The sequence below is a fragment of the Streptomyces sp. NPDC004752 genome (assembly GCF_053601275.1).
Window position 1 is genome coordinate 1 of the sequence record NZ_JBSGBN010000196.1, and the last position, 13078, is coordinate 13078.

The following is a 13078-nucleotide window of genomic DNA, read 5'->3' on the forward strand; positions in this document are numbered from 1 at the left end:
ACACCAGAAGGAGGCACTCCAGCATCGGCCAGATGAGCCCGAACGCCTTCGAACAACGATCAGTTACTCTGACCACTGCCGCATAACAACCGGTGCCCACGATCCCGGGTCAAGCCCCTTCGCCCTCCTGGTCGCGGCCGAAGACTCGGACGTCACCTGCGTCGCCGAGCTCAAGCGGCGGCACGTCGAACGCTACCGGCAGTGGCTGCTGGAGCGGCCAGCCGCCCGCGGAGGACCGCTGCACCGGCACACCGTCCGCGACCGTCTCAGCAAACTCCGCGGCTTCTTCCGCCGCCTGGATGAGTGGGACGCCGCCGACCGGCCGCTCCGCCAGCTGATCTTCGACAGCGACTTCCCGATCGCGGACGAGCCGCTACCCCGTTTTTTGGACGACGCCGCGGCCGCCAAACTGCTGGCAGCCGCCCGCAAGGACCCCGATCCGTTTGCCAGGCTGGCCATCGAGATCCTCGCCCGCACCGGGATGCGCCGCAGCGAGATGCTCGGCCTCACCATCGACGCGGTCGTGCAGATCGGATCCGCCTACTGGCTCCGTGTCCCAGTCGGCAAGATGCACACCGACCGCTACGTCCCCTTGCACCCGCAGCTCAAGACGCTGCTGGACGACTGGCTGCTGCACCGGCCCGAGGGACTGCGCTCGAACCTGCTGTTCACCGACCACGGCCGCCCTGTCAACGCCTCCCGCATCGAGGCCGCGGTCCGCAAGGCCGCCCAGCAGGCCGGACTCGGCCGGGTCACGCCGCACCAACTGCGGCACACGCTGGCCACCCAGGCGATCAACCGGGGTATGTCTCTGGAGGCCATCGCCGCGCTTCTTGGACACAGGTCGTTGTCCATGACCCGTGTTTACGCACGGATTGCCGACCGGACCGTCGCCGATGAGTACTTCGCCGTCTCGGCGAAGGTGGAGGCACTCTACGATGCTCCGCGCCGGCTGCCGGCCGATGCCGAGGGAGCGGAGATGGCCAAGCTCCGCCGGGAAATGCACCGCCGGATGCTCGGCAACGGCTACTGCGCTCGTCCCGTCGAGATGGACTGCCACTTCGAGTCGATCTGTGAATCGTGCACGTTCTTCGTCACCACGATCGAGTTCCGGCCCACCCTCGAACGCCAGCGAGACGACGCCGCAGCGAAGGGACAAGTCGCACGCGAGCAGATCTTCGACGGACTCCTCAGCCGACTCGATGGGGAAGCGTCCTGACGGGCCCCATTCAACATGATCGGTCCGGCCAGCTGTGATGTGACGCCGATATCAACACAAGGGCGCCTGATGGGATCGTAGGGCGTCCGCGCTGCGATCCCATCAGGCGTGGAGCTGTCCACGCTGCATCACTGCACGGTGTCAGGTGCTTCGACCGTAAACGTCACCAAGTCGACTTCGGCATCGAAGGGCAGGCCGGGATAGTGGCCCTGGAGGCCCTTCTTGAGCTGGTCGATGCTCGTGAAGCCATCAAGCCGAGCCTGTTCGGCGGTGAGGCGATCGAGCCGGTGGCGTTCGACGCCGGTAACGGTGCCGTTCAACGTGCGGTGGGCCTCGTCGTCCTCGAAAAGGAAGACTGCGGGACCCGGCGCGATCGGATCGTCGTAGCGGACGGTGGAGGTCTTCCGCGCGGCGGCGATGTCCTCGTAGTAGCGCTTGTTGAACCGGACAATTCGACGCGCATCCGCATCGGGGAAGAAGTAGGTGTCCGGCAGAAGCTTCCGAATCGGGCGCAGCGTCGGCCCGTCGTCAGTCGGTACGGCGACGAAGACGTCGGGATGGAGGTCGAGAAGCGCTTGGCGGCAGCGGCCACACGGCGGGATCAGGCCGCGACCCTGATCTCCCGCGGCGGCGATGGTGACGAGCGGGCCTGCTCCCGCTGCCGCGGCGGCACCGAGTACGACGAGCTCGGCGCACGGTCCACCGGTGAAGTGGTAGACGTTGACCGCCTCATGGATCCTGCCGGCTGTATCCATCGCCGCTGCGGCCACGGTGTGGTTCGGGTCGCTCCCGAGGGCAGCAGCGAGCCGTTCCGCCGCCTCGATGACGCGGCGCTCGGAGTCGAAGAACTTCATGGAGACCATGGCGCCGACCCTAGACCGGCCCGGCCGGACTCCTCGACACATTTGTTCCCATGGGCCCCACCCTCAGCGCGGTCGGTGGCTTGACATCGAGACCCGCATATTAGAGGGGTACCCAGGGGCAAGGTCCGCTACGACAACCTGAAGGCCGCGGTGGCCAATGTGATCGGGTTCGCCCGGGAACGCAAGGAGAGTGCACGGTGGCTCGCCTTCCGTGAGCACTACGGCGTCGACAGCTTCTACTGCCGCCCTGGCTTGATCGGCGCCCACGAGAAGGGCGGCGTCGAGGGCGACATCAGCCGCTTCCGCCGCAACCACTTCGTCCCCGTCCCGGAGGTTGGCTCGCTGGCCGAGTTGAACACGCTGGTCGAGCGGTGGGACGAGGAGGACGAGGAGGACGAGGCCCGCCGGATCCGGATGCGACCGCGCACGGTCGGGGAGTACTTCGCCGTCGAACAGCCGCTGCTGGCGCCGCTGCCCACCGAGCCGTTCGAGGCCGGACAGGTCATCGAGACCCGGGTGGACCGGCACAGCCGCATCTGGGCCCGCGCCGGTTTCTACTCGGTGCCGGCCCGCTACATCGAGCGCAGGGTCCGCATCGTGCTGCACGCCAACGAGCTGGCCGTCTATGACGGCTCGACGGAGATCGCCCGCCCCGAGCGGCTGGTCGCCAAGGCCGGCGAGCGTCTTGAACTCGACCACTACCTGGAGACGCTGTTGCGTAAGCCGGGCGCTCTGCCGGGGGCGACCGCGCTGGAACAGGCCCGCCAGGCGGGCAGGTTCACCCCGATCCACGACGCGTGGTGGTCCGCGGCTCGCAAGGCCCGCGGGGACAAGGACGGCACGAAGGCCCTGATCGAGGTGCTGTTGTTGCACCGTCGTATCCCTCACGAACACCTGGTGGCCGGGCTCGCCGCGTCCTTACGGGTGGGCGCGCTGACCGCGGACGCGGTCGCCCTGGAGGCTCGCAAGGCCGCCGAATCCGATGATGATGCCGCCCTGGCCCAGCCCCAGGAGCCGTCTTCCGTGGCCTCGTTGACACAGCGTCGTCTCGCGCACCTTCCGCCCGATCTTCGGCCGTTGCCCTCGCTGGCTGTTTATGACCAGCTGCTGCACCGTCGTCCCGCCGCACCGAAGGAGTCGCTGCCGTGAGTACTCCCAGCCGTCACCGGATGAGTGAGCAGGCGGCGGAGACCGCCGTGGTCGGGGCCTGCCGCATGCTGCGGCTGCCGACCATCCGCGCGAAGTTCCCCGACCTGGCCGAGCAGGCGTCCCGCGAGCAGATGTCCTATCTCACTTTCCTCGCCGAGCTGTTGCTGGCCGAGTGCGATGACCGGGCCCGGCGTCGCTCCGAGCGCCGGATCAAGGCCGCCGCGTTCCCGAGGCAGAAGTCGGTCAGGGAGTTCGACTTCGATGCCAACCCGAGCATCGACCCCGCCGTAATCCACACCCTGGCGACCTCCGAGTGGGTGAAGAAGGCACAGCCTCTCTGCCTGATCGGCGATTCCGGCACCGGCAAGTCGCACCTGCTGATCGCGTTGGGAACCGAGGCGGCGATGGCCGGTTTCCGGGTGAAGTACACCCTGGCGACGAAGCTCGTGAACGAGCTGGTCGAGGCCGCGGACGAGAAGCAGCTGAGCAAGACCATCGCCCGCTACGGACGCGTCGATCTTTTGTGCATTGATGAGCTGGGCTATATGGAACTCGACCGTCACGGAGCCGAGTTGATGTTCCAGGTGCTGACCGAACGGGAGGAGAACAAGGCCATCGCCATCGCCTCCAACGAGTCCTTCGGCGGCTGGACCAAGACCTTCACCGACCCCAGGCTCTGCACCGTTATCTAACCGCCCTTCTGGAGAGTCCACGACGTCCGTAACGGTTCGGCGGGAGGGGCGTTAGCCCAACTGTGGACTTCTTATCTTGCTGCGTCCGCGACGCGGCCCGTGTTTCGGGTTCAGCAGCTGGTGATGCCGTCGGGCACGGAGTCGACGACTCTCCTGTCTGACGGGGTGGTTGTCGATCCGGCGGAGCGGTTCCTGGCTCATCTGACGGCGATTGATCGCTCTCCGAACACCGTCCGTGCCTACGCGCATGATCTGCGGGACTACTTCGAGTTCTTGGACCGTCATGGCCTGCGGTGGGACGGGGTCGCCCTGGAGGACCTGGGCCGATTCATCACCTGGCTGCGACTGCCGGAGGGGGCCCGCGACGGGCAGGTGGTGGCACTGCCGTGGGTCGAGGCGAATCTTGCTGCGGCGACGGTCAACCGGAAGCTGTCGGCCCTGGCTTCGTTCTACGAGTTCCACCATCGACACGGTGTGGAGCTCGGGGAGTTGCTGACGCGGTGGCGTCCTGGCCGACGCGGCGGGTCGTGGCAGCCGTTCCTGGCGCATCTGGGGTCCCGGCCGGAACGGCACCGCGCGATCTCCCTTCGCGTCGACCGCCGGCCGCCGCGCGAGCTGAGCCAGGCGGAGATGGCGACGTTGATCGAGGCATGTGACCGGTTGCGGGACAGGTTCTTGCTGAGCTTGTTGAAGGGCACGGGTTTGCGGATCGGTGAGGCACTGGGTCTGCGGCACGAGGATCTCGATCCCCGTCGGCGGCTGGTGGCGGTCCGGGCCCGCACGAATGTGAACCGGGCACGGGCGAAGACGTGGTCGCGGGAAGTGCCGGTCGACGCCGACCTGTTCCACCTCTACAGCGACTACCTTCACGAGGAGTACGGCACGCTGGACTGCGACTACGTGTTCGTCAACCTCTGGGGCTCGCCGGTCGGGGCGCCGATGAACTACTCCAGCGTCGACCGGCTGGTGCGCCGGCTTCGTACGCGCACGGGCATCGTGTTCTCGCCGCACCTGTTCCGGCACAGCTATGCCACCGCGCTGCTGCGTCGCGGGGTCACGCCGGAGATCGTGCAGCAGTTGCTCGGGCACGCGAACTTGAGCACCACGATCGACACCTACTCCCACCTGGGCATCGAGGATGCCCGGCGGGCATTGACTGCGGCCGGGTTCCTCGGCGGGCCGGAAACGGAGCCATCGGCATGAGGCAACTGCGTCCCGTTCCCGCCGAGGAGAACGCCGCGGGCGTCGGCCTGGCGGCGTGTCTGCGGCCCCGCTTCGCTCAGCCGGTGATCCTGGTCGATCCCGACGACCCGGTGATCGGCGGACCGACGTGTTTGGTCGAGGTTTGCGACCGGCTGGCGGTGATCTTCGGCAAGTGCTCGGCCCATCACCAGCGTTGGCTCGAGGACGGCCGTCCCGACGATGTTCACGCCTGGGCCGTGACAGCCCCGGCGAACCGGCGCTGGCTGCAGCAGCCGCCCAAGTGCGCGATCGAATCCTGCCGACGCAGCCGTCGCGAACACGGCCTGTGTCACTCCCATGCCCACCGCTGGCATCGGGAAGGCCGCCCGGATCTGCCGGAGTGGATCGCTTCCGGCGGTGGTCCGCCGCTGCCGACGGGGCCCGACTGCCGGTTCCCCGAGTGCGGGCTCGAGGCCGAGGGCGAGGCTGGATTGTGTGTCCACCACCGCAACCGGTGGGTCCGCGCTGACCGGCCGCCCCTGAAGTCGTGGCTGCTGGGATGCGCGACGTTCGGGCAGGACCGGTTCGACCTGCGGGCACTGCCCGGACCGATGCGACTGGAGATCGCCTACGCGATCCAGTGCCGGGTCGATGAGCGTCGCACCATCACCAGGCCCTACTCGATCCGGCGCCTGCTGCGGGCCCTGCCGGGAGCCGGCGTCAACTCGCTGCTGGACCGCAGTCCCGAGGAATGGATCTCCTATCTGGGGTTCTCCAGCGAACGCGGCCACATCGAACGCCGCTTCCTCCTGGACGCGATCGGCTACCTCCGGGACGTCGTGGAGGGCATCGGCTGGGACGCGGAGTTCCCGCGGGACGTCTGGCTGCTGCGTCGCCTCGGGTTCCCCGGCCGAGATGCCCGCTTCCGGTTCACCGGCATCGAGCCGCTCTGGCTGCGGCAGTTGACCAAACGGTGGGCACGCTGGAGATTGTCGACCGGAGTCGCCCTCGCCACAGTCGGCGCCGACATCCGCGCGATCACGCTGTTCGCCCAGTCGTTTCCCGTGCTGAGGACCGGCCCCGAGGCCCTGACCCGCCAGGTGATCGAGATCCATCTGGCTCACCTGGCCGAACGCTTCCCCAACCCGAAGAGCCGAACTGGCCAGCTCAGCAGCCTGGCCGGGCTGTTACGCGCAACGCGGCAGCACGGCTGGGAACCACGGCTCGCGCCGCAGGTCGACCTGTTCCCCCCAGGACTACCCCCGCCTGATGCGCGGGGCGCCACGAGCGTTGCCGGAAACGGTGATGGCCCAGCTGGAGCACCCCGACAACCTCGCCCGGTTCGCCGACCCGCGCGGCCAGCTCCTGGCGCGGATCCTGATGAACACCGGTCTTCGGGTCGGAGACGGCAGCAAACTCCGTCTGGACTGCGTCGTCCGCGACGGCCAGGGGGCGCCCTACCTGCGCTACACCAACCACAAGATGCGACGGGACGCGTTCGTCCCCATCGACACCGACCTCGCCGAGGCCATCGCCACACAACAGCAGACCGTGCTTGCCGAGTTCAGCACCCCGGTCTTCCTGCTGCCTCGCGCGAACCGCAACCCGGAGGGCAAGGTCGCCTTCAGCACCTCGACGTTCCGCGGACAGTTGCGCGAGTGGCTGCGGATCTGCGGCGTCCGCGACGAGCACGGGCGTCCGGTCCATGCCACGCCGCACCAGTGGCGTCACACCTTCGGCACCCGGATGATCAACAACGAGGTCCCGCAGGAGACCGTCCGCCGCCTGCTTGATCACGACTCGCACGCGATGACCGCCCATTACGCCCGTCTGTCCGACGCGACCATCCGCCGGCAGTGGGAGCGGGCCCGGAAGGTCAACATCGCTGGTGAACAACTCGCCGTCAACGCCAGCCCGTTGGCCGATGCGGTCTGGACGAAGAACAACCTCGCCCGAGCGAAGATGGCACTGCCCAACGGGTACTGCGCTCTTCCGCTGCAGCAGAAGTGCGAGTTCGCCAATGCCTGCTTGACCTGCCCGGTCTTCGTGACAACCGCCGAGTTCCTGCCCCAGCACCGCCACCAGCTCGAGCAGACCCAGGCCCTGATCGCCCAAGCCGACCACAACGGCCATCAGCGGCTCGCCGAGATGAACCGCACGGTCGAGAAGAACCTCCTCGCGATCATCAACGGCCTGACCATCGAGGGCAGTTGCAGCGGCGGAGGCTCCTGCACCTGTTCGCGAACCGAGGATCCGAATGCCTGCTGACCGCCCCCACCGCCTCGCCGAACACGCACAACGCCGCCACCAGCAGACTCTCGACCGCGCACAGCAGACGATCACCGAGATGGCCGACACCGACAAGCCCGTCACCGTCGCGCTGGTCGCCAAACGAGCCGGAGTCTCACGATCCTGGATCTATAGCCAACCCGAGCTACGTGAACGCATCCAGCAGCTCCAGCATCACCGAGCCGGCGCGGCCACCGTCCGGGACAGCGTCACCCGCGCCAGCGACGACTCACTGCGACAGCGTCTCGTGCTGGCGCACGAGCGCATCAGCCGACTCCGCACCGAGAACCAACAGCTTCGCGACGCCCTCGCACAAGCCCATGGCCAACTCCGCGCAACCCGCCTTGCCGCCGAAAGCTCGTAGTCAAAGACAACCGTCCACGACACAAAGCCCCTGGCCACCGACGAGATCAAGCAGTTGAAGTTGAGATAAGCGCGGCCATCGTCGACCGGCTCACCTTCGACGGCACCATCGTCCAGACCGGCACAGACTCCTACCGCCTCGCCCACACCCGGAGCAAGGCCGGGCAGTCAACCGATACTTGACCGCAGGGGGTACCGCCGCCAGTTGCGAACGGATCGTCGTTGCGGAGGGCCGGTACCCAAGGTCACAATGCGTGGAGGTGCCGGGTGGTCATCCCGGCGAAGTGTTGGAGGCGCTGCTTGTGAACACCGCACCGCGGTGCGCCTCGTCATGCGCGCCAGACGCTGACCACTTCGCTTCGCCCACCGGCTGACCTGCTTCCTTCACGGTGGGCGCTTCCCCTCATGGGAGACCACCGTAGTGTCCGAAGACTTCGGGACGGCTGATCGCCGTCCTCTGGCAACGGTTCTTGCCGCCAACCTCGTTTCGATCGCAGGAAATTGCCTCACATACATGGGCGTCCCGTGGTTCGTGCTGCAGAGCACGGGCAGCGCCGCCAAGGCCGGGATCGTCGTGTTCTGCACACTGCTGCCCGCAGTGTTCGCTGCGCTCGTCACCGGTCCGGTCATCGACCGGATGGGGCGACGGCGGGTGAGTGTCGCCTCGGATCTCGCCTGCGGGATCGCGGTTGCGGCCATCCCGCTGCTGCAGTTCGCCGGCATCCTGCAGTTCTGGATGCTGTGCATGCTGATGGCGATGACAGGGCTGTTCCGTGCGCCGGGTGAAACCGCTCGCGGCGTGCTGTTGCCCACGCTCGCCGAACGCGCCGGAATGCCGCTGACCAGGGCTGCCGGGTTGTACGACGGTGCGGCACGCTGTGCGGCGCTGACGGCATCCGCTCTCGGAGGGGTGCTGATCGCCGTCCTCGGAGCCGAGAACATCCTGTTGGTAGATGCCGCGACCTTCGCCCTGGCCGCGCCGCTGTTCGCGTTCGGAGTGCGCGGCCTGCCCGAGGCGCAGGCCCAACGACCGGCCGGGCCGACGTCGCTGCGGGCCTACCGTCGTGACCTCGCCGCAGGGTGTCGCTTCGTGGCGGCCACGCCGCTGCTGCTGAGTCTGTGCCTGATGACGCTGGTCACCAGGGGGCTCGACCAGGGATGGAGCGCCGTGCTCCTGCCCGTGTATGCCCGTGAGGGGCTTGACGGTGCCGTCGATCTCGGTCTGCTGAACGCGGCGTTCGGGGTCTGCGCACTCACGGGGGCGCTGATCTACGGGGCAGTGGGCAGCCGCTTTCGGCGGTGGCCCGTGTTCACAATCGCCTTCCTCATTGGGGGCCTGCCGCGCTTCGTGGTGGCCGCCTTCACCGACACCTTCACCCCGCTGGCCGTGATCATGGCGGTTGAGGGCCTCGCGTTCGGTGTGCTCAACCCCATCATGGCCACCGTGACCTATGAGACGGTCCCGGAGGAACTGCGCAGCCGCGTGCTGAGCGCGACAACGGCCATGGTCCAGATAGTCACTCCGCTGGGCGGGCTGGCTGCGGGCTTCCTCGTGGATTCGGCTGGCCTGCCCTGTGCGCTGCTGGCGGTGGGCGGTGTGTATCTGCTTGCCACGCTGTGCCCGGTGGTCTTCCCAGCCTGGCGGCAGATGGACCGTATCGGCTCTCCCCACGACAGAGCGGACGGCTCACTGCCGCAGGGTTCGGGGGCGAAACGGGTGTAGAGACGCGGGCTTCTTTTGCCTGGGCTGTCTTCCGCCTGCGAACCACCGCCTGGAACTGTCCGGCCGCCGCGACGATTGACAACACGGGATGGGTGGCATCGTGATCACGATGCCACCCATCCCGTCGGTGCGACAGCAGCACTTTCGTCGGGTGCTTCCGCGGCCCCGGCGGTGTTGCTGAAACTCACCGACATTCCAGACGCTGGCCCCACCCAGTCGTTGCTGGAACTCACCGACAGGCGTTGCTGCCCGTCATCGACATACTCATGCAGGCGCGCGGCGATCGGAACGGCAAATCCCGCCGTGCGGGAGCGCAAGGCAGGACGACCCAGCCGAAGGGAAGACGACCGGCACCAGGCGCCCGGCGCCGAGGCCACCTGATTGCCTCGAAACCGGCCCGGTACCCCGACCGCAAGTCCCCGGCCACCCGCCAACCGCAGGAGGACCCGGATGAAGCTGACGAGCATGCGCATGGCCCGCGACGCTGCACCCGCCGTCGCACCGGGGGCCCTGACGGCGTCCGGCACGTCCACCAACGGCTGCCGCGCCCTGGTGGACGTGCAGGCCTCCTCCCACACCTTCTACCGCGACCACTGATCAGGCGCGGAGAGACTCACGTGGAAACCAACCTGCTGAAACACCCCCTGATCGCGCAGACCGTCGCGGCGATCGTGGCCGAGGGCGGCGGCTGCGTCGAGTACGACATAGGCGGTGGCGGCCGGGAGGTCCTCATCGCCGCGAGCGCGCAACTGGCGGCCGCCACCAACTCCCAGCTGACGATCGTGGAATCCCGCGTCCTCCACTCCCAAATCCGCGCCATGGTCAGCGAGTTGCAGACGGAGGTCTTCAGCGCGGTTCTGTCCACGCGGTGGCCCGAGCAGTTGCGCGAGCAGATCCGTTCCGGCTCCGACCTGGTCGACGGTATCCACCAGCTGCGAGACCGCTGACATGCAGCGTCCCGGTGGTACGGGGGAGACCACCGGAACGACGATACCCAGCCTACGCAGCACCGTTCACCCGCGGGCGGGATTGCGTGAAGTGTCCTGATGCAGTCGCCCGGGGCAGCTGGCCCGGACAGCCCTTCGTCCCGTCTCGGGGGACGGTTGGGCACCTGCTTTGCACGCGCCGGTCCGCAGGGCGGAACGCCGCTTCCGAGCGGCGTTTTTCGGCGGACGGGTCGCGAAGACTGCCAGCTCCGAACAGGACACTCCTGGCCACAGCCCCGCCGCACTCCACACACGCCTTCGGCGGGGAGCCAGCCGAACGGCTCCAGCAAGAGGGAAAGGATGACGCACACTGTGCTGATCTTGATGAACGCGCCCATGACCGTGATGGCGCCGCCCGCCTGCGCAGGGCAGTGACACCGATGCTGTGGTGGATCCCCAAGCGCTACTGGAGCCACATCTTCGTCGGCTGGATGGTGATGACCGCGATCGTCACGCGGTGGGAGAGCGACGCGCACCTGGGGCTCGACGTCCTTCCCATGGCCGTGATCGCCAGCTGGGCCTGGGCACTGCACCGTGCCAGCGCCCTTCGTGACCAGGTCGCCGAAGGGTTCCGGGCCCAGCACCACACCTGGAACAGGCACCTGAGATCCAGGCCCCCGCACGACCCGAGTCCCCTCTACAGCGCCTTCGTGCAGCGGATGCGGAGCACCGAGAGGCACCTGCACGCCGTCGCCCGCGCGCACCGGCTTCACCGGCTGACCATTGCATTCGTCGACGGCTGGGACCTGGACGGCAGCGGCTATGAGGCTGCGTCCTTGCGCGATGGGCGCCGTGCCCACGTGTGGCTGGGCAGCCGCTGGCTCGGGCCGGACGACACTGTGCATCTGCCCGTCGTTCTCGAGCACGAGCTCGGTCACATACTGCGCCGCGACAACCAGCGCTCGACCGTCCTCCAGGCCACCGGGGTGCTCCTGACGGTCCTGGCGGCCGCGTGGCTGCCGTTGTTCCTGACAGTCCTGGCGGCCGTGGTGCTTCGGCTGCTGTACATCGGATGGTCCTGGTGGACCGAACTTGCCTGTGATGGCCGGGCGGTGCGCATCTGCGGCCGTGACGCGGTCATCGCCCTGTGGAAGTGTCACACCGCACTGCTGGGCGACTCCTCGCGGCCGGTACGTCTGTGGAAAGGCCTGCGTTCGGCATCCACCCATCCCCCCTACGGCCTGCGGATGTGGTGGGCCCGGCGTACAGACGTCCCCTCTGTTTATGAACCCCACCCCCTCATCAGCTTGTCCGGAGCTGGCGGACAGGCACCGACGCGCACAGCGTGAGGCGGAGTCGACCGGGCGCGGTGCCGGCATCCAGCCGTCGGGGACAAGGCGCCTGGCCATGCTGCCCGCGCTGGCATCCGGAGCGCGCTGGTGCCGGACCGGGCGGAGCGTCATTTCTCGAGGCTCGTCAGCCAGGCGATCCACACGCCGTCGGGGGCCCGGCCCAGGTGAAGATCCGGATTGTGGTCTGCCGCCTGGGCGCAGATGCGACCGTAGAAACCGTGGTGAGCAGGGCACAGCTGCGCCAGCTCGGCGGCGGTGAGGTCCTCGGGGAGGCGCTGACCCGCTGAGGTGGCTCGTGCCTGTGCACCGCGGCGTCTCTCCACCTCGTCCAGGCGCGAGGCGACCAGGCGGGCCCAGCGCAGGTCGGAGTCGTCCTCGTCGCCGCCAGGGGTGTACAGGCACTGCCGGGCGCCGTGTTGGGTGAGCAATAGTCCCCGAGTTCCGTGTTCGTCCACAGCTCTCTGGCACGACTGAGAGTGCCTGGACCTGGGCCTGTTACCTCGTTCGGGTGACTGCTGGCCGTTCTGACCCAACCTCGTCCGTAGTGCGCAACCCTCATGCCTGTCGGGATTCCTTCAGTCTGGGTGAAGTCGTGGAGGCGTGGGTTGGCTCTGGCCGTAGTACGCGATCTGCGTGAGTACCGGGCGCCGGTGAGCGAGGAGGAGCTCGCCGAGTTCGAGACCGATGTGCTGGCGGGGTTCGTACTCGCGCGAGCCTCGGCCGGTCTGGTCGACAGCACGATTCGCAACGACACCAACCATCTGGAGCTGATCCGGGACTGGTTCGGCCGTCCGCTGTGGGAGATGGAACCGGCCGACGCCGACGTCTACTTCGGCAAGGTGCTCCGCGACGCCAAGCCCTCGACCCGGACCGGTCGGGCGGGCGCGCTGGCGGTGTTCTTCCAGTTCCTTGAGCTGCGGCACAAGGTCGAGCTGCACAATCTCACCGGCCGTGTGGTCGAGTGCCCGCTGGATGAGATGAACCGGCCGCGGGCCTCCGTGGAACCGCAGCTGCGGATCCCGCCCAGCGAAGCGGAGATCGAGGCGCTGTTCGCCGGGTGGCGCGAGGAACTGGTGACCTGCCGCAAGTTCGGTCCGGCCGCCCGCAACTACGCGGTGGCCCGGCTGGCGGCGGACGTGGGCCTGCGGATCAACGAGGCACGGATGCTCGACCTGGACGACGTCCGGTGGGAGCTGGGCCGGTTCGGCAAGCTCAACGTCCGGCGCGGCAAGGGCTCCCGGAGGCGTGGGCCGAAGCCGCGGCTGGTGCCGCTGATCAACGGCGTCGACCGCAACCTGCGGTGGTTCATCGAGGACGTGT

The 13078-nt window shown here is 68.0% G+C and carries 12 protein-coding genes and 2 pseudogenes; 12 read left to right on the forward strand and 2 right to left on the reverse strand.

The genetic code is table 11. From position 1 onward, the window contains the following. A partial coding sequence (locus ACWEKM_RS43380; RefSeq protein WP_451626818.1) for a tyrosine-type recombinase/integrase occupies window positions 1-1219 on the forward strand: 1219 nt, incomplete at its 5' end. Window positions 1220-1347: 128 nt separating this feature from the next. Here the strand turns inward: ACWEKM_RS43380 and ACWEKM_RS43385 are convergent. Continuing rightward, window positions 1348-2082, reverse strand: a complete 735-nt coding sequence (locus ACWEKM_RS43385; RefSeq protein ID WP_451626819.1) for an ASCH domain-containing protein — start codon at window positions 2080-2082, stop codon at window positions 1348-1350. 150 nt (window positions 2083-2232) lie between these two features. On the opposite strand from ACWEKM_RS43385, the gene ACWEKM_RS43390 reads away from it, so the two are divergent. The 10 genes and pseudogenes from ACWEKM_RS43390 (at window position 2233) to ACWEKM_RS43435 (ending at window position 11755) form a co-directional block, all read left to right on the forward strand. Continuing rightward, window positions 2233-3231 (forward strand): Mu transposase domain-containing protein, encoded by a 999-nt coding sequence (locus ACWEKM_RS43390; protein ID WP_451626820.1) that lies wholly within the window; start codon window positions 2233-2235, stop codon window positions 3229-3231. A 20-nt stretch (window positions 3232-3251) separates the two neighbouring features. Next, window positions 3252-3920 (forward strand): annotated as a pseudogene (gene istB, locus ACWEKM_RS43395) (IS21-like element helper ATPase IstB); the annotation flags it as partial. Between the two features lie 126 nt (window positions 3921-4046). Then, window positions 4047-5126: a tyrosine-type recombinase/integrase gene (locus ACWEKM_RS43400; RefSeq protein ID WP_451626821.1), complete on the forward strand. Its 1080-nt coding sequence runs from the start codon at window positions 4047-4049 to the stop codon at window positions 5124-5126. A 1284-nt stretch (window positions 5127-6410) separates the two neighbouring features. Next, window positions 6411-7373, forward strand: a complete 963-nt coding sequence (locus tag ACWEKM_RS43405) for a tyrosine-type recombinase/integrase (RefSeq protein WP_451626822.1) — start codon at window positions 6411-6413, stop codon at window positions 7371-7373. Continuing rightward, window positions 7363-7758: a DUF6262 family protein gene (locus ACWEKM_RS43410; protein ID WP_451626823.1), complete on the forward strand. Its 396-nt coding sequence runs from the start codon at window positions 7363-7365 to the stop codon at window positions 7756-7758. The genes ACWEKM_RS43405 and ACWEKM_RS43410 overlap by 11 nt, the downstream gene beginning before the upstream one ends. A gap of 65 nt (window positions 7759-7823) precedes the next feature. Further along, window positions 7824-7940, forward strand: a pseudogene (locus tag ACWEKM_RS43415) (IS21-like element helper ATPase IstB); the annotation flags it as partial. A 238-nt stretch (window positions 7941-8178) separates the two neighbouring features. Continuing rightward, window positions 8179-9480, forward strand: coding sequence for an MFS transporter (locus tag ACWEKM_RS43420; RefSeq protein ID WP_451626824.1), 1302 nt, complete (start codon window positions 8179-8181; stop codon window positions 9478-9480). A 450-nt stretch (window positions 9481-9930) separates the two neighbouring features. Beyond that, the gene (locus tag ACWEKM_RS43425; protein WP_451626825.1) at window positions 9931-10077 is read left to right on the forward strand and encodes a hypothetical protein; all 147 of its coding nucleotides are present in this window, start codon (window positions 9931-9933) and stop codon (window positions 10075-10077) included. Window positions 10078-10097: 20 nt separating this feature from the next. Beyond that, window positions 10098-10427, forward strand: coding sequence for a hypothetical protein (locus ACWEKM_RS43430; protein ID WP_451626826.1), 330 nt, complete (start codon window positions 10098-10100; stop codon window positions 10425-10427). Window positions 10428-10846: 419 nt separating this feature from the next. Next, entirely contained in the window at window positions 10847-11755 is a 909-nt protein-coding gene (locus ACWEKM_RS43435; protein ID WP_451626827.1) for a M48 family metalloprotease, read from the forward strand. 110 nt (window positions 11756-11865) lie between these two features. On the opposite strand, the gene ACWEKM_RS43440 is transcribed toward ACWEKM_RS43435, so the two are convergent. Then, window positions 11866-12186, reverse strand: coding sequence for a hypothetical protein (locus tag ACWEKM_RS43440; protein ID WP_451626828.1), 321 nt, complete (start codon window positions 12184-12186; stop codon window positions 11866-11868). A 177-nt stretch (window positions 12187-12363) separates the two neighbouring features. On the opposite strand from ACWEKM_RS43440, the gene ACWEKM_RS43445 reads away from it, so the two are divergent. Next, window positions 12364-13078, forward strand: a 715-nt coding sequence (locus ACWEKM_RS43445) for a site-specific integrase (RefSeq protein WP_451626829.1), incomplete at its 3' end; no start/stop codon positions are given.

Bases quoted from the DNA above. Each gene is read 5' to 3' on its own strand.
- ACWEKM_RS43385 (WP_451626819.1), bottom strand. From the start codon at position 2,082: ATGGTCTCCATGAAGTTCTTCGACTCCGAGCGCCGCGTCATCGAGGCG.
- ACWEKM_RS43400 (WP_451626821.1), top strand. From the start codon at position 4,047: ATGCCGTCGGGCACGGAGTCGACGACTCTCCTGTCTGACGGGGTGGTT.
- ACWEKM_RS43405 (WP_451626822.1), top strand. From the start codon at position 6,411: ATGGCCCAGCTGGAGCACCCCGACAACCTCGCCCGGTTCGCCGACCCG.
- ACWEKM_RS43410 (WP_451626823.1), top strand. From the start codon at position 7,363: ATGCCTGCTGACCGCCCCCACCGCCTCGCCGAACACGCACAACGCCGC.
- ACWEKM_RS43425 (WP_451626825.1), top strand. From the start codon at position 9,931: ATGAAGCTGACGAGCATGCGCATGGCCCGCGACGCTGCACCCGCCGTC.
- ACWEKM_RS43435 (WP_451626827.1), top strand. From the start codon at position 10,847: ATGCTGTGGTGGATCCCCAAGCGCTACTGGAGCCACATCTTCGTCGGC.